This is a genomic window from Streptomyces bambusae, assembly GCF_020532645.1.
In the GTDB taxonomy this organism is placed as follows: Bacteria; Actinomycetota; Actinomycetes; order Streptomycetales; family Streptomycetaceae; genus Streptomyces; species Streptomyces bambusae.
On the sequence record NZ_JAJAUZ010000030.1, the window covers coordinates 14,517 to 33,318 of the forward strand.

An 18,802-nucleotide genomic window follows, 5' to 3' on the forward strand; every position below is an offset into this window, starting at 1 on the left:
GGCCGGCGAGGGATCCCGTGAACGCGTTCCGGTTCCCTCACACCGGCTCTTCGCCGCCGCTTCCCCACCGGCTTGCCCCGAAGGCCGGAGTTCCCCCCAACGGGTCAACGCCGGCTCGCGCGGTTGACGGGGCGGCCCCCCATCCGCAGGCTCGCCGGCTACGAAGAGCCCCCGCACCGCCGCCGAATCTCCTCCAATCCGCCCGCCGGGCCGCTGCGAAGTACGGGTGAAAGGCAGCAGCCGGGCGGCGTGTCGAGTGGTGGGAGCGGTGTGGTGCACGAGCGGAAAGCGGCCGTGATCGGAGCGGGCGTGGCGGGCCTGACCGCCGCGTACATCCTGGCGTCCTCCTGCGACGTCACCCTCTACGAGGCGGACGGGAGGCTCGGCGGCCACGCGCACACCCGCGAACTGCCGGGCACCGGCGGCCAGACGGTGGCTGTGGACTCCGGGTTCATCGTCCACAACGAGCGCACCTACCCCACCCTGCTCCGGCTCTTCCGCGAACTGCACATCGGCACGCAGGACGCCGAAATGAGCATGTCGGTCCGCTGCGACGGCTGCGGCCTGGAATACGCCGGTGCCCGCGGTCCGGCCGCCCTGTTCGCCTCCCGGCCGGCGCTGCGGGGCCGACACCTGCGTCTGCTGGCCGAAGTACCGGTCTTCCACCGCGGTGCCCGCCGCCTCCTGGCCAGCGGCGCCGACTCCCGCATCACGTTCGGGGAGTTCCTGGACGCGGGCGGCTTCTCGCCCTACTTCGTCCGCCACTTCGCCCTTCCGCTGGTCGCCGCGGTGTGGTCCTGCCCGCCGGCCACGGCCCTGACATACCCGGCCGTCCACCTCTTCACCTTCCTCCGCCACCACGGCCTGCTGTCCGTCACTGGCTCGCCGCAGTGGAAGACCGTCACGGGCGGCTCCGCCACCTACGTTGCCGCCGCCGCGAAACACATCCAGCGCATTCGCACCTCCAGCCCCGTCCACGCCGTCCGGCGCACCGGCCAAGGCGCGCTGGTCACCACCAGGGACGGCAGCACCGACGCCTTCGACGCCCTCGTCATCGCCACACACCCCGACCAGGCGCTGCGGCTCCTCGCCGACCCCACCGAGGACGAGAAGCGGCTCCTGAGCGCCTTCACGTACGCGCGCAACCCCACCGTCCTGCACACCGACACCCGGATCCTGCCGCGCTCACCCCGAGCCCGCGCCTCCTGGAACTACCGCATGACCGACTGCAACCCCTCGACGGACCCCGTCCGCGTCAGCTACGACATGCGGCGGCTCCAGCACCTGCCCGGAGGCGCCGACTACGTCGTCACCCTCGGCGGGGAGGACGGCATCGCTGCCGAGCGTGTGGTGGAGCGCATGGTCTACGAGCACCCGGTGTACACCCCCGCTTCCGTCGCCGCCCAGCAGCAGCTGCCCCGCTTGAACGACGGGGTGACCGCATACGCCGGGGCCTGGCACGGCTGGGGCTTCCACGAGGACGGCTGCCGCTCCGGCATGGCCGCCGCCCGGTCGCTGGGAGTGCGCTGGTGACGTGGATCCGGCAGCCGGCCGTACGTACCGGGACCGCCGAGGCGCCCGCGGCCTCGCTCTACGAGTGCGTGATCGCGCATGTCCGCACCACCCCGCTGCGCCACTCCTTCCGGCACCGCACCTACCTGTGGTGCGTGGACCTGGACCACCTGCCCGTACTGCCCCGGCCGCTGCGTCCGCTGGCCCGGTTCGACGCCCGCGACCACTTCACCGGCGACGCATCCTCCATCCGGGCCGGACTCGACGACCACCTCGCCGGCCGTGGCATCGATCTGGACGGTGGGCGCGTCACGATGCTCGCGCACGCCCGGGTGTTCGGCTTCGTCTTCAACCCGTTGACCGTCTTCTGGTGCCACGACCCGTCCGGCGCCCTGGTGTGCGTCGTGGCCGAGGTCCACAACACCTACGGGCAGCGCCACTGCTACCTGCTGCGGCCGGACGGGACCGACGGGGCGGCGAGCGAGTTCCAGGCGGACAAGGAGTTCCACGTCTCTCCCTTCTTCGCGGTCGAGGGCCGCTACCGGATGCGGCTGCCGCTGCCCGGTGACCGGCTGCGACTGGCGGTCCACCTCGAGCACGAGGAGGGCCGGGCGTTCACCGCCGTCGTCCGCGGCCGCCGCCGGCCCGCCACCGCGGCCGCCCTGCTGTCCGCGGCCGTCCGCAGACCATGGTCGACCACCGCCGTCTGGTTCGGCATCCGCCGCCACGGCATCGCCCTGCTGCTGCGCGGTCTCCCCGTTCACCCCCGTCCCCGGTCCACCCCGCAGGAAGGCACGCCGTCGTGACCGAGCCCGCCACCACGTCCTCCTACCGCAACCGGCCGTCCGGTCGCGCCGCCGTGCTCTCCCCGCCGACCGGGCCCGGGCAGCGGACGGCCCGCGCCACCGGCTCCACCGCGCCCGCCGTGCGCCGTACCGAGGTCGATGCGGAGCGCTGGCCCGACGTGGCCCGGCCGCCGTCCGCCGGAGCCGCCCGGACCGCCATCGCCCGGCACCTCGTGAGCCGCGCCCTGGACCGGCTGGGCCTGACCACCCCCGACGGTCCCGCCGGCCCGTTGCTGACCCTCCACGACCCGGACGCCTTTCACCGGCGGATCGGCCGCGACGGGCTGATCGGTTTCGGCGAGTCCTACCTGGCCGGCGAATGGGACAGCGACGACCTGGCCGGCGTCCTGACCCTCCTCGCACGCCACGTGGACGAGCTGGTGCCCGCTCCGCTGCGGCGGCTGCGCGGCCTGTGGGTCTCCGCCCGGCCCGCCGCCGACCGCAACACGCGCGCCGGGGCCCGCGAGAACATCCAGCGCCACTACGACCTGTCCAACGACCTGTTCGCCGCCTTCCTCGACCCCACCCTTTCCTACTCCTCCGCCCTCTTCACCGGCTTCCCCGCCCCCGCCGCCGCCCTCTCCGAAGCCCAGCACCGCAAGATCGACCGACTTCTCGACCTCGCCCGGGTCGGTGCGGGCACCCGGCTGCTGGAGATCGGCACCGGCTGGGGCGAGCTCGCCCTGCGGGCCGCCGCCCGCGGTGCCCACGTCACCACCCTGACCCTCTCCGCCGAACAGGCCGACCTCGCCTGCGCGCGCATCGCCGCCGCCGGACTCGCCGACCGGGTGGACGTCCAGCTCCGCGACTACCGCGACGCCGAAGGCCGCCACGACGCCGTGATCAGCGTCGAGATGATCGAAGCCGTCGGCGCCGAGTACTGGCCTTCCTACTTCGCCGCGCTACACCGCGCCCTCGCACCCGGCGGCCGGATCGCCCTCCAGTCCATCACCATGGGCCACCGGCAGATGCTGCACACGGCCGCCACCCACACCTTCATCAGCAAGTACGTCTTCCCCGGCGGCCTGATCCCCTCCCGCCGGGCCCTCGCCGCACACTCCGCGTCCGCCGGCCTCCACACGGTCGCCGACCACGGCTACGGCGAGCACTACGCGGAAACCCTCCGCCTGTGGCGGGAGCGGTTCACCGCTGCCCGGCCCGCCGTCACCGCCCTGGGCTTCGACGCCGTCTTCCAGCGCATGTGGGAGTTCTACCTCGCCTACTCCGAAGCCGGATTCCGCTCCGGCTACCTCGACGTGCGCCAGCTCCTCCTCACCGAAGGGACCCACCGATGAGGCCCGCCGCCGAACGCCTCGCCCGGCTCCTCGGCCACTTCCTCCCCGGCCCCCTCCCGGTGCGCGTCCGAGCCGGGCGTCGACCAGATCCTCGCCGTCCGCCCCACCCGCGAGGGCACCTCGGCCATGCCGGCCACCCCCGCCGATTGGTACACCCAGGGTCGGTGAATCCTTCGTGAACGGAACCGACTGGGGCGCCTTCGCCGAGGGCCTTGCCACCTGCGCGGCCACGGCCGGGGCGGTCATGCTCGCCACCTTCGCCGTCGCCCTGCGCCGCGGCCTCCACCGCATCGTCGACATCGCCTGGGGCATCGCCTTCGGCGCCGTCGCAGCCGTCACCTGGCTGCTCTCCGCCGGACACGGCGACGACGGCAGACGCCTCCTCGTCGCCGCGGCGACGATCGCCTGGGGGCTGCGGCTCGCGGCGCACATCGCACGGCGCTCCCGCGGGCACGACGAGGACCCCCGCTACACCGCCCTCCTCGACAAGGCCCCCGGAAACCGCGCCCGGTATGCGCTGCGCACCGTCTACCTCGGCCAGGCGGCCCTGGTCTGGCTGATCTCCCTGCCCGTCCAGGCCGCCTCCTACAGCTCCGCCCCCCTCGGACCGCTCGCCTGGTGCGGCATCGCGGTATGGGCAACCGGACTCGCCTTCGAGGCCGTCGGCGACCACCAGCTGGCACGCTTCAAAGCCGATCCCGCCCACCGGGGCCGCATCATGGACCGGGGCCTGTGGTCCTGGACCCGCCACCCCAACTACTTCGGGGACAGCCTCGTATGGTGGGGCATCTACCTGCTGGCCTGCACCGCCTGGCAGCCCGCCCTCGCCGTCATGGTGTCCCCGGTCCTCATGACCCTGCTCCTCACCGTCGGCAGCGGCAAACGCCTCCTGGAGAAGCACATGGCCCACCGTCCCGGCTACGCCGCGTACGCCGAACGCACCAGCGGCTTCCTGCCGCTGCCCCCGAAGCCGGCTCCGGTCGAGCCGCCGCGCACCAAGTGAGCGGGCACCGCGCCGACGGCGCACCGGAACACCGTGCGCTCGAGCTGCCGCAGCCGCTCCTCCTGCCCGCAGTCGGGGCGGTGCTGGTCCTGCACGGCGGACGAGCCGACTCCCTCGTGCCCCCGCCGCTGCTCAACCTGCCAGCCCTGCGGATGCGGCCGTTCGCCAGCGCGCTCCGCCGCGACCCCCTCCTCGCGGACGTGCTGGTGGCCTCCGTCCGCTACCGGCTGCGCGGCTGGAACGGCCACAGCGCCGACCCCGTCCAGGACACCAGAAGCGCCCTCGAGGAACTCCGCCACGCTGCGGGGCCGCTGCCGGTGGTACTGGTAGGGCACTCCATGGGTGCGAGAGCAGCACTGCACGCTGCGGACGATCCGCACGTGCGGGGCGTCGTGGCCCTCGCCCCCTGGTGCCCGCCCGGCGAGCCGGTCGCCCACCTCGCAGGCCGCACGATCATGGCCCTCCACGACGAAGCCGACCCGATCACCTCCGCCACCGACACCTGGAACCACCTGCACCGCGCCCGTACCGCCGGGGCCCGGGTCCGCGGCATCCGCATGCCCCGCGGCCGCCACGCCATGATCCGCGACGCGCGCCTGTGGCACCGCCTCACCACAGCCTGCGCAGCCACGGTCCTCGGCCTGGCGCCCCCGCCCGGAGCCGGCCAGTCCCCCGACACGCCCTGGAGCCCCGAACCGGTCGACGCCGCGGACATCCTCCGCCCTCTGTCCTGACCGCGCCGGCACCCTGGCCCGAGGGCATGCCGTGCCCGGCGGCCGGGCGGCGTCAGCAGGGGGCGAGCCCGGGGCAGGGTGGTGGGTCAGCGCTTGGCGATGCGGACCACTCCGGTCTCGGTGCCCTGGTAGAGGGTGCCGCCCTGGGCGGCCGTCCCCCGCATCTGGAGGGGTCAAGGAGCAGCTGGGGGAGCGCTGCGGCACAGGTGGGATCGGACGGAGGGGCGGGCATCTGTGGTTCCTCACTCGGGCACGTGGTTGCGGCGCCGGCGGTCGCGCGTACGGACCGCGCGGGGAGCCGGGTCCCGGTGCTGATCGTAAGCGGGCCGCCGCCGGGCCCGGGTCCGGCCGGCTTCGGCACCCGCCAGACACCGGCCACGCTGCGGCGACAACCGGCGGCGAGAATCGGCCCCGGGCCAGGTGCCCGCACTCCCGTGCCCCCGCTCATCCCACCCCGGAGCATGCCGTGACACTGCTGACGACCGCCGACCGGTGCGCTCTGCTCGCCGCCGGCCGGTGAAGGTCCGGTGCCGGGAAGGGCGGACGGCTCAGAAGACGTCGGTCGCGTACCGGCCCGCCGCGCGCATGCCCTCCAGCCACCGGGCACCGTCCGCATCGCCGGGGTTCTCCGAACCCGCGCCGATCCGGCCCAGGACCTCCTCCACCGCGGGTCCCATGCCCCCGGCGTCCCCGCACACGTACACGTGCGCACCCTCACCGAGGAGTTCGCGGACCCGTTCGCGCTGCTCCCACACCCGGTCCTGGACGTAGCGGACGCCACTGCCGGGCAGCCGGGAGTAGGCCTTGTGGACTTCCAGGCGACCCGCGGCCACGTGCGGGGCGAACTCCTCCGCGTACAGGTCGTCCCACTGGGGGTGCCGGCAGCCGAAGAACAGCACCGTCGGGCCGGTGGCCCGGCCCTCCGCCGCCGCGGCCATCCGCGCGCGGACGAATCCGCGGAACGGTGCGATGCCCGAGCCCGAAGCGATCATGACGGCCGGTACGGCCGGGTCCGCCGGGGGCCTGAAGACCTCCGAGGGAGAGGTGACGGCCACGGTGAGCCGGTCACTGGGCCGGCTCCGGCGCAACAGGTCCGAGCCGGCGCCGCGGAAGACGCCCTTGCCCGACCGGGCCGGCCCCTCGATCACGGACACGGTCAGCGCGACCGTGTCCTGTTCCTCCGCGGCCGAGCTGATCGAGTACGTACGGGGCCGCGGCGCGGGCAACAGTTCCAGAAGCAGGGCCAGGTCCACCCGGCAGGAGGCGAACCGCTCCAGCAGGTCGAGCACACCGAGCCGCGGCCGCAGCACCTCTTCGGCGTGTTCCGGGCCCGCGAGGCGTTCGAGCGCGGCGCGCTCGGGCGGGCAGGGCGTACGCCGTGCCAGTTCGGCCACGGCTGCCGCGGAGGCGGGGGCCGACAGGTCGACGTACCGGGTCAGCAGGTCGTCCAGGCGCAGCGGGCGGCCGAGCGGGAGACGTCCGGCGGGGGCGTGGGACTCGACCGTGCAGACCTGCCCGGCCGGCAGGCCGAGGCGGTCCAGGAGGCGGGCGACCAGCTCCGGGTGGTTCTCCGGGAGGACGCAGAGGTAGTCGCCGGTGCGGTACGAGGTCCCGGCGGGCAGCCGGATCTCCAGGTGGCGCTTGGAACCCGCGCCCGCGCCCGTATCCGTTCCCGTTCCCGCGCCTGTTTCCGCGCCCGCGGCCGTTCCCGCGCCCGTTCCCGTGCCCGCCGCCGGGCCCCGTACGAGTTCGCGGTTCTCCAGCACCACGGCCGTCCCGGTGCCGCGGTCGCCGTTCTCCGCTGCCGCCTCGACCACCCGGAAGCGGGGTCCGGCCGTCGCGGTCTCCGTCACCGAGTAGGTCTCGGCGAGCACCGGCCACAGCGGCTCGTACCACCGCTGCCAGTCCCCGTGGAAGTCGGTGCGGGCGTCGGTGGCGCCGCGCTCGCGGATCCGCCGGCCGCCCGCCGCGGCCATCGCGTCGTCCACGAGCGCCGGCACCCGCTGATAGGTCGCGGCCCAGTCCAGGCTGCCGCAGCCCAGCACGAGGTAGTCCACGCCCGTGAGGTCGGGCTCCTCCTCGGTCAGCCAGGCCACGAAGCGGCGGGCGTTGTCCGGCGGGGAGCCGTTGTACGTGGAGGTGACGATCAGTACCGCCCCTTCGGTGGGCAGTCGTCCCGCGTACTCGTCCAGCGGGGCCGCGGTGGTGCGCCAGCCGCGGGCCGCGCCGTCACCGGCGATCGTGCGGGCCAGACCTTCGCCCCCGCCCCCGTTCGACCCGTACAGCACGAGCAGCGGGGTCCCGTGGCCGGGCGCGGTGGCCGCCTCCACCGGAACGTCCGCACCGGCAGGGGCGGCGGAGCCGGTGGGGGCAGCGGAAGGTGCGGGCACGGGGGCCGGGCGCGGCCGGGCCCGTACGGCCAGACCCGCCGGCTTGACCGTCAGCGTCTCGTGGACCGTCAGCTCGTAGTCGCGGTCGGCCGGTTCGAGGTCGAAGCGCTGGAGGACCATGGCCAGGACGAGCACGGCCTCCTGGAGGGCGAACGGCCGTCCGATGCAGGCGCGGGCCCCGTGCCCGAAGGGCAGCCACGCATACGCCGGGATCTCCGCCATCCGCTCGGGCGCGAACCGGTCCGGGTCGAAGGCCTCAGGAGCCCGCCACACCGCCGGATCCCGGTGCAGCGCGGGCAGGTTGACCAGCACCGACTCGCCCGCCCGGACGGCGTACCCACCGAGGGTCGTGTCCTCGTCGGGCGTCAGCGCGAAGGCCGGCGCGGTCGGGTGCAGCCGCAGGGTCTCGCGCAGCACCTGCCCCAGGTACCCCAGCCGGGCCAGGTCCTCGAAGCGCGGGGTGCGCCCGCCCAGCACCTCGTCCACGGTGTCGCGGGCCCGGCGCAGCACCTCCGGGCGGGTCAGCAGGGCGTGCACCGCGAAGGACAGCATCCCCGAGGTGGTCTCGTGCCCGGCGATCAGGAACGTCGCCAGCTGGTAGCGGACGTTCTCCTCCCGCAGACCGGCCCCGGTGACCGGATCCACCGCCGTCAGCATGCGTTCGAGCAGGTCGTCGGGGCGCTCCCCGGCCGGCTGCGCCCGACGTGCGGCGATGATCTCGCCGGTGACGCGCCGCATGGTCTCCAGGTCCTCGCGGTAGCGGCTGTTGGTGCGCAGCAGGAAGGGCTGGAGGCCTGGCAGGCGTTCGCTGCGCGCTCCGGCCTCGACGAGGCTGCGGACCATGGCGCCGACGAAGGGGTGCATCTCCTCGGAGTAGAAGGAGTTGAGGCGGACGCCGAACGCGCACAGGGCGATGGTGTCGAGGGTGAGTCGGGTCATATCGTCGGCCACGTCGATCCGTGCGTCCGGCCCGAACCGCTCCCAGCGCGTCAGCATCTGGTCGGCGATGTCGAGCATCGCGGGGAAGTAGTCGCGCATGGCGCCCGGCCCGAAGGCGGGCATCAGCAGCCGGTGGGCGACGGCCCAGTTCGGCTCGTCGCCGTAGGCGGTGAACAGTCCGTCGCCGGCGAAGTCGCGGACTTCCTCCAGCGCGGCGTGCACCGACTTCTGCCAGCGCGGATCGGCGCACATCTCGGCGACCAGCTCGTGGCTGGAGACGAAGATCTGGCGCTCGCCGTTGACCGTCAGCGCGAAGATGTCGCCGTACTCGCGGTGGAAGGAGCCGAGGAACTCGTCGCTGCTGCCGGCGGGCGCGGTGAGCAGCTCGGGCAGGTTGCCGAGGAGCGGCAGCGGGCGGGGGCCGGGGAGCGGCAGGCCGGGTGCGGTGCGGGTGCGGTCGGCGGGCTGGGTGCCGGACATGGGGACTCCTTCGGGGTGCGGGCCGATGAGGGCCGCCAGGGTCGGATGGAGGGTGGATGGGGTGCGGACCGGGACACGGCGACTGCGCGGGTACGGGGCGGTGCTCGTGCCGGGTGCTGCCCGGCCGGCTCGGAGCTGCCGGTCACAGGGACCGTGAGCGGTCCGGTACGGGCAGCCGGGCGCGGCGACCGGTGCGGACGGCGGGTCAGTGCCCGCCGGTTCCGTCCGTCCCGCCGACGCGGTGCCCGCGCAGCACCAGGGCAGCGGTGGCGGCAGCGGCGGCCACGATGACCGCGCCGGTCAGGAAGGTCTGGGACATGGCGTCCACGAAGGCGCCGTGCGCGGCGTCCAGGAGTCCGCGCCCCTGGGCCGGCGGCAGGGCCGCGGCCACCCGCTCGGCGGTGGCGAGGGTCTGGGTGGCGGCCTCGGCGGCCGCCGGCGGGGTCTGTGCCGGCAGGTCGGACAGCACCCGGGAGGCGTAGGCCTGCGCGCCGATGCTGCCGAGGACGGCGGTGCCCATCGCCCCGCCGAGTTCGTACGCCGTCTCGCTGATGCCCGCGGCCGCCCCGGCCCGGCCGGGCGGTGCGGCGCCGACGATGACGTCGTTGGTGAGGGTGTTGGCCAGGCCGACGCCGCCGCCGAGCACGGCCCCGCCGGTGAAGGCGAGGGCCGCCGCGCCGCCGGCGTCCAGGCGGCTGAGCAGCAGGTAGCCGGTGGCGGCGAGGGCCAGTCCGAGGCCGATCACGAGGCCCGCCGACAACCGCCGGGCCAGGGCGGGCACGGCCAGCGAGCCGAGCACCGCCCCCACCGCCAGGGGCAGCGCCCAGAGCCCGGCCTCCAGGGCGGAGCGCCCCAGGACGATCTGGACGTACTGGGGGAAGAAGTAGAGCATGCCGGTCATCGCGAAGACCCCGGCGATGTTGGTGAACACCGCGACGCCGAAGGGGAGGGACCGGAACAGGCCGAGGTCGAGCAGGGGCTGCGCGAGCCGCCGCTGCCGCACGGCGAACAGTGCGGCCACCACGGCTCCGCCGGCCAGCCACGCCGCGGGCGCGAGCCCCCAGCCGAGGCGCCCCGCCTCCTTGAAGCCGAAGACGACGGCGAGTACCGACACGATCAGCAGGACTGCGGACAGCGGGTCGAACGGGCCCGGCCGCGGGTCCCTGGACTCGGGCAGCAGGAAGGGCCCGACGGCGAGCAGCAGGGCCATCACCGGAAGGTTGATCAGGAAGACCGACCCCCACCAGAAGTGCTCCAGCAGCACCCCGCCCACGACGGGGCCCAGGCCGGCCCCGCCCGCGAACGCGGCCGCCCAGACCGATATGGCCCGCCGCCGCTGGGCGGGGTCTTCGAAGATGTTGCGGATCAGCGACAGCGTCGAGGGCATCAGGGTGGCGCCGCCGAGCCCGAGCAGGGCGCGGGCCAGGATCAGCACCTCGGCGTTCCAGGCGAACGCGGCGAGCAGGGAGGCCGCCCCGAAGGCCACCGCGCCGGTCAGCAGGAGGCGGCGTCGGCCGATCCGGTCTCCCAAGGATCCCATGAGGATCAGAAGCCCTGCGAGGAACACCCCGTACACGTCGATGATCCACAGGAGCTGCGAGGAGGTCGGCGCGAGGTCCGCGCTGAGTGCGGGCACGGCCATCGACAGCACGGTCAGGTCGATGCTCATCAGCAGCACCGGGGCGGTCAGCGCGACCAGGGCCCACCACTGCCGGGGTCCGGCCCGCCGGGCGGGGTCCGGCGGGGATGCGGATGCGGATGCTGCGGACAGTACGGAACTCATGCTCGATAGCCCCCTGGTGCGGTGCGGTGCGGTGCGGCGCCGGTCCGCGGTTCGCCGATGGAAGGACCGTAGAGTTGGCCAGGTGGCCAAGTCAAGTGCCCAAGTCGACTGACTTGGCCAGTTGACTCAGTCAGGCGCCCAAAAAGTTGCTACCCTTCCCGCATGACGACGGCACCGCCTGGCAGGACCCCGAAGAAGCACCTGAGCGCGGACGTGCGGCGCGAACGCCTGGTGGCGGCCGCGCTCCGCGTGATGAAGCGCGACGGCATCGCCGCGGCGAGCACCCGGGCGATCTGCGCCGAGGCCGAGATGCCGCACGGCGCGTTCCACTACTGCTTCCGCTCCAAGCAGGAGCTGTACGCGGCGCTGCTCGCCACGGACATCAACATCGACCTCGACGCAGCCTGGGGCACCGTCACCCCGGACACCGACCCCGCCGCCACCCTGCGGGCGCTCCTGCGCACCTACTGGGAGGCCGTCGAGGCCGACCCGGAGGCGCAGCTCGTCCTCAGCGAGCTGATCAACCTGGCGCTGCGCGAGCCCGAACTGCACGACCTGCCGGGCTGGGAGCACCGCGCCTACCTGGACAAGACCGTGGCCTACCTCGAACGCTTCGCACAGGAAGCGGACCTCGAGTACACCGTCGCCCCGTCCGTCTTCGCGCAGATGCTCATCGAGTGCTTCAGCGGGGTCATCTCCGCCTGGCTCGCCCACCGCGACGACGCGGCCGCCCGCACCAGCCTGGACCACTTCGCCGACCTCTTCGCCGGCCTCACCCGCCCCCGCACCCGGAGCTGACGGACCTCCCGCGGATCACCCGCACCGCCCGGCGCCTGCCGCGACCGTTCCGGACGCCCGGGCCGCCCGCCTGAGCACCGCGACCGATCCGCTCGCCTGATCTCCGCACATCGGGGGCAGACGGTCCAGCGGGGGAGCGCAGCGGAGGGAGGTCCGGCGGTGTCCAGGATGAGCGACCTGCTCGCCCGCGCGAAGGGCGCCGCGGCCGCGCTCGAACGGCGGCGGGCGGGCGCGCTCGCCCGCCACGATGCCGAAGCGGCGGCCGAGCGGCAGCGGGCGGTGCGCCGCTCCGCCCCGGCCCGGGACCGCGCACCGGACCCGGCTCGTGCGGTGCCCTGGGGCATACGGGTCGCGGCCGAACTCGCCTGGCGGTTCCTGGTCCTCGCCGCCGCCGTGTGGGTCCTGATGCGGGTGATCGGCGCCGTACGGCTCGTCGCGCTGGCCTTCGTCGCCGGGCTGCTGATCACCGCGCTGCTCCAGCCGACGGTCGCCCGGCTGCACCGCCGCGGACTCCCGCGGGGGCTCGCCACCCTCGGCACGGCGCTCTGCGGGTTCCTCGCCCTGGGACTGATCGGCTGGTTCGTCGTGTGGCAGGTGCTCGACAACCTGGGCAGCCTGTCCGAACGGCTCCAGGAAGGCATCGCAGAACTGAAACGCTGGCTCCTCGACAGCCCGTTCCACGTGACCGAGCAGCAGATCAACGATGTCACCGAGCGTCTGAGCGATGCCATCGGCACCAGCGCCAGCGAGATCACCTCGACCGGTCTGCAAGGGGTGACCGTACTGATCGAGGTCATCACCGGCATGCTCCTGGCGATGTTCATCACGCTGTTCCTGCTCTACGACGGCAGGCGCGTCTGGGAGTGGACCCTGAAACTGCTGCCGGCCGCGGTGCGGCCCGCCGTCGCCGGGGCGGGCACACCGGCCTGGCGCACGCTCACCGCCTACATCCGCGGCACGCTGATCGTCGCCCTGATCGATGCGGTGTTCATCGGGGTCGGGATCTACTTCCTCGGCGTCCCCCTCGCCGTCCCCATCGCCGTGGTGATCTTCCTGGCCTCGTTCGTACCGCTGATCGGCGCCATCGCCTCCGGGGCACTCGCCGTGATCGTCGCGCTGGTCACCCGGGGCGTCTTCACCGCCGTGATGACCCTGGTGGTGGTGCTCCTCGTCCAGCAGATCGAAGGGCACATCCTGCAACCGTTCATCCTGGGACGTGCCGTCCGGATCCACCCGCTGGCAGTCGCTCTGTCCGTCGCCACCGGCGGGCTCGTCGCCGGCATCGGCGGAGCCGTCGTCGCCGTCCCACTGGTCGCCGTGGCGAACACGGTGATCACGCACCTCCGGGCGCACGCCGGAGAAGACGACGAGCCGGCGCCCGAACCCGACGCGACACCGGACCCGGATCCCGCACCGCCGGCGACGCCGCCGGGCCCCGCGCCCCCCGCTGCCGACACGAATCCCGACCAGCCCGACCGGCCCGACCAGCTCGACCCGCCGGCCCCCGACCGGCCCCCTACCGATCCGTCCCAGCACTGAGCCCGGAAGCGTCCGCGCCGGCCGGCGCCCCGCCCCGGGCTACGGCAGTTCCTGTTCCGTCCAGATCGTTTTTCCGTCGGCGGCGTGGCGGCTGCCCCAGCGGGTCGTCAGCTGGGCGACGAGGAAGAGGCCGCGGCCGCCCTCGTCCGTGTCGAGGGCGCGGCGGAGCCTGGGCTGCGTGCTGCTCGGGTCCGACACCTCGCACACCAGCACGCGGTCCCGGACGAGGCGCAGGGTCACGGGCCCGCCGGCGTACCGCATGGCGTTGGTGACGAGCTCGCTCACGATGAGCTCGGTGCTGAAGAGCAGTTCCTCCAAGCCCCATCGCGTCAGGCGTTCCTGGACATGGGCCCGGGCGTCGCTCACGGCGGAGAGGTCGGCGGGGTACTCCCAGACGGCGGTCGAGTCCTCGGGCAGGGCGCGCGTGCGCGTCAGCAGCACGGTGATGTCGTCGGCCGGGTTGTCCGCGTCCGGGCCGCGTGCCACCAGGGCGTCCCCGAGGGCGGCAGGGGATCCTCCGGCACGGCACAGCGCGGTGAGGTCCGACTTGAGGCGGTCCATCCCGGTGGCGACGTCGCGTCCGAGGAGCCCGTCGGTGTAGCAGACGAGCGTGCTGCCCGGGGCCAGGGTCACGGTCGTGACCTCGAACAAGTGGTCCCCGACACCGAGCACCGGCCCCGGCGCGAGCGGTACGAAATCCACCTCGCCCCCGGGGGTGACGAGCGCGGGCGGGGGATGGCCCGCAGAGGCCATCCGGCAGGTGCGGGTGACCGGGTCGTAGACGGCGAACAGGCACGAGCCGCCCACCGTGTCCGGCTGATCGGCTTCGGTCTGCATCCGCCGGACCAGGTCGTCGAGCCGGCCGAGCAGCTCGTCGGGCGGCAGGTCCAGGGCGGCGAGCGTCTGCACCGCGGTACGCAGGCGGGCCATGGTCGCCGCCGCCTCCAGCCCGTGGCCGACCACGTCGCCGACGACCAGTCCGATGCGCAGCGAAGGCAGGTCGAAGGCGTCGTACCAGTCGCCTCCCACGCTCACCGAGCCGCCGGCGGGCAGATAGACGCCCGCCGTCTCGGCGGCGGTGCTGTGCGTCGCCGCCGGCGGGAGCAGGCTCCGCTGGAGGACCACCGCCCGCTGGTGCTCGCGGGCGAAGCGGAAGGCGTTGTCGATCGCCGTCGCGGTCCGCGCGCACAGGTCGTGCATCAGCTTGGCGTCGGCCTCGCCGAAGGGCGCGGCGGTGCGGGTCCGGTACACCATCGCGTACCCGAAGAACCGGCCGCTCCGGTAGAGCGGGCAGCCGAGGGAGGAGTGCATTCCCTCGGGCATGAACCGGGCGATTCGTTCGGGATCGCCGCCCAGGATCCGCCGTGCCTGCTCAGCGTCCGCGACGAGAACGTCTCCGACGACCAGGGCCGCGATCTCCGGTGTCTCCGCCACACGCGGAATGGTCTCGCCGACCTGGATCAGGCGGGCCGGCCACGGGCCCTCCGCCGTCCGCACGGCGACCCGGCGCGGGGCGGACGCCTCTTGGCCCGGGTAGCCGTGCGGCGGGTCGCGGCCCTCCAGCACGTCGTCGGGGTAGTCGACCGCGGCGAGGTCGCCCAGAGCCGGCACCAGCACCCGGGTGAGGTCACGTGCCACCTCGACCACGTCGAGTGACTGGCCGATCTCGAAGGCCTGGCGGTAGGTGAGGTCGAGGCGGAAGTCCTTGTCCGTGACCCTGGACGCCTCGACCATCGTGCCCACCGGCACGCCGCAGGGGTCGTTGATCCGGAAGCAGGACACGGACAGCGCCGCTGCACCGCCGCCGGGCGCCAGGTCGTAGACGCGTGCCGAGAGCGGTCTGCCCGTCGCGGCGACCTGCTCGAAGCCCGTCCGCGCCGTGCCACCCCCGTCCCGGGCGGTGAGCCGGCCCAGCCAGTCGCCCCCGGCCCCCTCGGGGCGGAGGAGCTCCATGGCCGTGTTCGTTCGGACGAGCTGCCCGGCCATGTCGTACTGGGCGACGCCGATGCCGTCCTGGGCCAGCAGCGCACGGGCGATGTCCAGGTTCCGGTCCCAGCCGTCCCGCTCGCCCGGCGTCAGCATCAGCACCAGCCGCTCGGCCGGGCCGTCCGCCCCGCAGATCCTCACGTCGGCCTCGACGACCCGGCCCGACCGGTGCCGCAGCCGCCTCCGCAGCACGGCCCCGGAGGGCCCCGGGCACGGCTCCTCCTCGCCCAGGAACGCGCGGGCGGGCCGTCCGGCCACCTCCTCGCCGGTCCAGCCGAGCAGCCGCTGCGCAGCCCTCGACCACCAGACGACCAGGCCGTGGGCGTCGATCAGCGCCGCCGCGACGCTGCCGAGCACGGATCCGCGCTGCGAGCGGGAGCCCGCGCTCGTCCCCTGGTCGTTCATCGCCACACGGGCTCCCCGTCGGTCAGGACGAATCGGCCCCTCTGCCAGGATGCGCCCGCGCCGCCCGGTGGGCACCTCCAAGGGGCGATGCGGCGATGATGTGCAGGTGTTCTGCGAGGATCTCAGCGAGTACGACTACCAGGACGAGGACGAGTTCACGGACCGGGAGTCGTGCTTCTACGCGCTCTGGTACCGCCCGGCGTACACCCGCCTGAACGTCGGGTGGCTGGAAGCCGGCAAGCCGTACCCGACGGGAACGGTCCCCGCGGTGTTCGTGGCGAAGCTGAAGGCCGTGCAGCAAGTCCAGTGGATGAACGTCTGCCTCGGGGTACACGAGTGCGACCTGTGCCCTGAAGAACGGGCTACGGAAGGGAACGGGGAGGTCCGGATCCCGGGCGCGCCCGGCACCGCCTACGCGGCGCCGTTCCTGATCACGCACTACATCACCGAACACGGCTACCGCCCCCCGCAGGTCTTCGTCGATGCCGTCCTCGCCGTCGACCTCGACGCCTGGGCCGCCGCACGATGGCCCGACGTCCCCTTCCCCTGGGTCCCGGACGACGCCGAACGCATGCTGGAGTAGGGCCGAGCGAACCCAAGTACGCAGCCAGAACCGAATCGGGGCCGGCTGACCGTGCACGCTTTCCCCAGATGCGTCCGAAACGGGCGACGACGGAGACCGGTTGGTGGCCCTACGTCAGCTCGATGTCGCCGGTGGACGTGGCCCGAGCCGATCGGCCACGGAGCTGTACGGCTGCTGCTCCGACACCGTGCAGGATCCAGGGGCCGCCGGTGACGGCATGGTCCGTTCGACGGTGTGGTCGCTGTGGTGGGACTGAGCCACGTTTTCGGCCGGACATCGTGATGGGGCCGAATCCACCCCGTGAGGGGGCCGAGGCGGCCTATCCTCACGGCAGTGGGACGGCTGTTCACCGGTGTAGAGGAGAGAGTCCCTGTGGGCAGGCAGAGGCGGCGTCGGGTGCGGGCGTGGTGCTTGGGCGTGGGGGCTGCGCTGGCGGCCGTTGCTGCCGGTGCCGGTATGGCGAGTGCCGGGCAAGGGCTCGTGCAGGACACCGGCATCACGGTGCAGGAATCGACGGAGACCTCGGAGGAGATCGCCGAGTACTGGACGCCGGAGCGGCTGCGGAACCTGCCGGCGGCGGGGATGCCCAACGTCGTCGTGCCGGATTAGCAGGCCTGCGCGGAAGCAGGCCTGTGCGGTCGGTCGGCTGCCGCGTCTCCCCGGGTCAGCGGTTGATGTTCGCGATCAGTGCCTTCGCGAGGGTGCCGTGCTCGGAGGAGTAGAGGCCGATGTCGCGGTAGGCGCCGCCGGGCTTGATGTTGCGGTGCCCGTTGACCCCGACGATGTACATCCTCCCCGAGGAGACCCCGGCGACCATGGGCCCGCCGGAGGCGCCTCCGCCCATGTCGCAGGCCATCCTCAACCGCTGGTCGCGCGGGTTGCCGGGGCCGCCGTCCACGCTGTTGCCGCGACAGAACATCATGTACTGGCCCCTGGCGAAGTCCCGGTCCGGGCGGGCGTAGCCGTGCAGCGGGTAGCCGTACGACCGCAGGTCGGACTGCTTGGGTCCGGATCCGAACTTGTAGCCGAACGCGCCTACGGCAGACTCGATGTCGCCGTAGCGGGAGTGCTTCTTCAGCACCAGGGCGCCCATGTCGGAGAAGCGGATGTCACCGCCGCGGATGTAGTCGGTGGGCACGTGCGCCCTCGCGTGCAGCCAGTGCCCCCACGGCGTCTGCCCGTCCTTGTAGGCCGGGTAGAAGACGAAGTGCGTGTTGAACTTCTTCGTGGAGCGGTTGTACAGGCAGTGCCCTGCCGTCCAGATGGTGTTCTTCCACCTGGACGTGACGACGGCGGCCGAGCAGTTGCCCCCGGAGTGCACGAGCTTGCCGATGACCCGGTTCGGCCAGGACGCGCTGTAGGGGACACGCGCCGACCGGGAATGCGAGGGGGCGAGCAGGGCGCCACCTGCTCCCGGTGCGCCGGACGGGATGGCCGTGGCCGGCTCGGCGGACGTCACCGCCCGGTCGGGAGGCGGGGGCGAACCGGTTACCGCGGCCGCGGCCTCGCCCGCGGGGACGTCGACGGGATGGGCCAAGGCCCACTTCAGCCTGGCAGGCGTCCAGTACTCCGCAACCTCCTGTGCGCTGTGCTGGGCCTCCTGGACAGTGATGCCGCCGACCGCCGCGCGGACCGGCGAGGCGGCGACGGGAGCGGTCAGAGCTCCCAGGGCCAGAAAGCCGGCCAGAGTTCCTCCGCAGAGACGGGTCAGGGCAGTTGTGGGCACGTGCACGAAGCGACCTCCTTGGCCGTGGGTGAGTGGAGGCTGGTCGTGGCCGGATACTGGGAGCCAAGCACCGCTTGAACCAACTGTTAAGGGGCATTTCAGGCCGGATCCGATGTCGAATCGCAGGGCGCCGCAGAGGGGATCGGTCTCGTGCCGGGGCGGCGGTCCCGTCGTCGAACCGGGCATTGAGAGAATATGTAGATCGGTCTATATTGGCTCCATGGGACCGAAGGGCGCCGAGACGCGCGAGCGATTGCTGGATGCGACGCAGGAGTTGATCGAGGCCGGGGGTTACCTCGGGGCCGGGCTCAACCAGGTGATCGCGGCCAGTGGTGCGCCGCGCGGCTCGCTCTACTTCCACTTCCCCGGCGGCAAGGACCAGTTGGTCGGCGAGTCCGTCCGGCGGGCCGGGCGTGCGATCGGCAGTGACCTGGAAGGTCTGGCGGACTCCAGTACGTCGGTAGCGGAGTTCGTCGAAGCGGTGCTGCGTCACCTGGGCCGGCGGCTGGAAGGGTCGGGGTGGCACAAGGGGTGCCCGGTGGCCACCGTCGCGCTGGAGACGGCCAGCATCAACACCTCGTTGCAGGAGGCGTGCTCGGAGGTCTACGCGTCGTGGGAGGAGGCCCTGCGCGCGCGGCTGGCAGGCCACCCGGACGCCGACGACCTTGCCGTCACCATCCTGGCCCTCGTGGAGGGCGCGCTCCTGCTGGCCCGCACGCACCGCAGCCTGGAGCCGCTGGACCGGGTCGCCCGCCGGATCGGCGCCCTGGTCGACTGACACGGC

At 73.4% G+C, this 18,802-nt stretch carries 14 protein-coding genes; 10 read left to right on the plus strand and 4 right to left on the minus strand.

Annotation, left to right across the window (positions count from 1 at the left end; all coding sequences use genetic code 11):
• Positions 1-273 precede the first annotated feature (273 nt).
• The 5 genes from LG634_RS21090 to LG634_RS21110 all read left to right on the plus strand — a co-directional run bounded on the left by LG634_RS21090 (position 274) and on the right by LG634_RS21110 (position 5,389).
• The gene (locus tag LG634_RS21090) at positions 274-1,533 is read left to right on the plus strand and encodes an NAD(P)/FAD-dependent oxidoreductase (protein ID WP_226735466.1); all 1,260 of its coding nucleotides are present in this window, start codon (positions 274-276) and stop codon (positions 1,531-1,533) included.
• Entirely contained in the window at positions 1,530-2,318 is a 789-nt protein-coding gene (locus LG634_RS21095; RefSeq protein ID WP_226735467.1) for a DUF1365 domain-containing protein, read from the plus strand. Before LG634_RS21090 ends, LG634_RS21095 begins: the two co-directional genes overlap by 4 nt.
• Positions 2,319-2,371: 53 nt before the next feature.
• The gene (locus LG634_RS21100; protein WP_372482471.1) at positions 2,372-3,652 is read left to right on the plus strand and encodes a class I SAM-dependent methyltransferase; all 1,281 of its coding nucleotides are present in this window, start codon (positions 2,372-2,374) and stop codon (positions 3,650-3,652) included.
• 175 nt (positions 3,653-3,827) lie between these two features.
• Positions 3,828-4,655, plus strand: a complete 828-nt coding sequence (locus LG634_RS21105; RefSeq protein ID WP_226735468.1) for a DUF1295 domain-containing protein — start codon at positions 3,828-3,830, stop codon at positions 4,653-4,655.
• Positions 4,652-5,389: an alpha/beta hydrolase gene (locus LG634_RS21110; protein WP_372482469.1), complete on the plus strand. Its 738-nt coding sequence runs from the start codon at positions 4,652-4,654 to the stop codon at positions 5,387-5,389. The genes LG634_RS21105 and LG634_RS21110 overlap by 4 nt, the downstream gene beginning before the upstream one ends.
• 548 nt (positions 5,390-5,937) lie before the next feature.
• Here LG634_RS21110 and LG634_RS21115 read toward each other — a convergent pair.
• Both LG634_RS21115 and LG634_RS21120 read right to left on the minus strand, forming a co-directional pair.
• Entirely contained in the window at positions 5,938-9,198 is a 3,261-nt protein-coding gene (locus tag LG634_RS21115) for a cytochrome P450 (RefSeq protein ID WP_226735469.1), read from the minus strand.
• 205 nt (positions 9,199-9,403) lie between these two features.
• A complete protein-coding gene (locus LG634_RS21120) occupies positions 9,404-10,981 on the minus strand; it encodes an MFS transporter (RefSeq protein ID WP_226735470.1) in 1,578 nt (525 codons plus the stop codon).
• A gap of 162 nt (positions 10,982-11,143) precedes the next feature.
• On the opposite strand from LG634_RS21120, the gene LG634_RS21125 reads away from it, so the two are divergent.
• Both LG634_RS21125 and LG634_RS21130 read left to right on the plus strand, forming a co-directional pair.
• Positions 11,144-11,779: a TetR/AcrR family transcriptional regulator gene (locus LG634_RS21125; protein ID WP_226735471.1), complete on the plus strand. Its 636-nt coding sequence runs from the start codon at positions 11,144-11,146 to the stop codon at positions 11,777-11,779.
• A 168-nt stretch (positions 11,780-11,947) separates the two neighbouring features.
• Positions 11,948-13,318: an AI-2E family transporter gene (locus LG634_RS21130; protein WP_226735532.1), complete on the plus strand. Its 1,371-nt coding sequence runs from the start codon at positions 11,948-11,950 to the stop codon at positions 13,316-13,318.
• Between the two features lie 39 nt (positions 13,319-13,357).
• Here LG634_RS21130 and LG634_RS21135 read toward each other — a convergent pair whose 3' ends face one another.
• Positions 13,358-15,709, minus strand: a complete 2,352-nt coding sequence (locus tag LG634_RS21135; RefSeq protein ID WP_226735472.1) for an ATP-binding SpoIIE family protein phosphatase — start codon at positions 15,707-15,709, stop codon at positions 13,358-13,360.
• A 106-nt stretch (positions 15,710-15,815) separates the two neighbouring features.
• On the opposite strand from LG634_RS21135, the gene LG634_RS21140 reads away from it, so the two are divergent.
• Positions 15,816-16,292, plus strand: coding sequence for a DUF7919 family protein (locus LG634_RS21140; RefSeq protein ID WP_226735473.1), 477 nt, complete (start codon positions 15,816-15,818; stop codon positions 16,290-16,292).
• Between the two features lie 456 nt (positions 16,293-16,748).
• Entirely contained in the window at positions 16,749-16,901 is a 153-nt protein-coding gene (locus LG634_RS21145) for a hypothetical protein (RefSeq protein ID WP_226735474.1), read from the plus strand.
• Positions 16,902-16,956: 55 nt separating this feature from the next.
• Here LG634_RS21145 and LG634_RS21150 read toward each other — a convergent pair whose 3' ends face one another.
• Positions 16,957-18,024, minus strand: coding sequence for a trypsin-like serine peptidase (locus LG634_RS21150; protein ID WP_226735475.1), 1,068 nt, complete (start codon positions 18,022-18,024; stop codon positions 16,957-16,959).
• A gap of 214 nt (positions 18,025-18,238) precedes the next feature.
• On the opposite strand from LG634_RS21150, the gene LG634_RS21155 reads away from it, so the two are divergent.
• A complete protein-coding gene (locus LG634_RS21155; protein WP_226735476.1) occupies positions 18,239-18,796 on the plus strand; it encodes a TetR/AcrR family transcriptional regulator in 558 nt (185 codons plus the stop codon).
• The last annotated feature ends 6 nt before the right edge of the window (positions 18,797-18,802 follow it).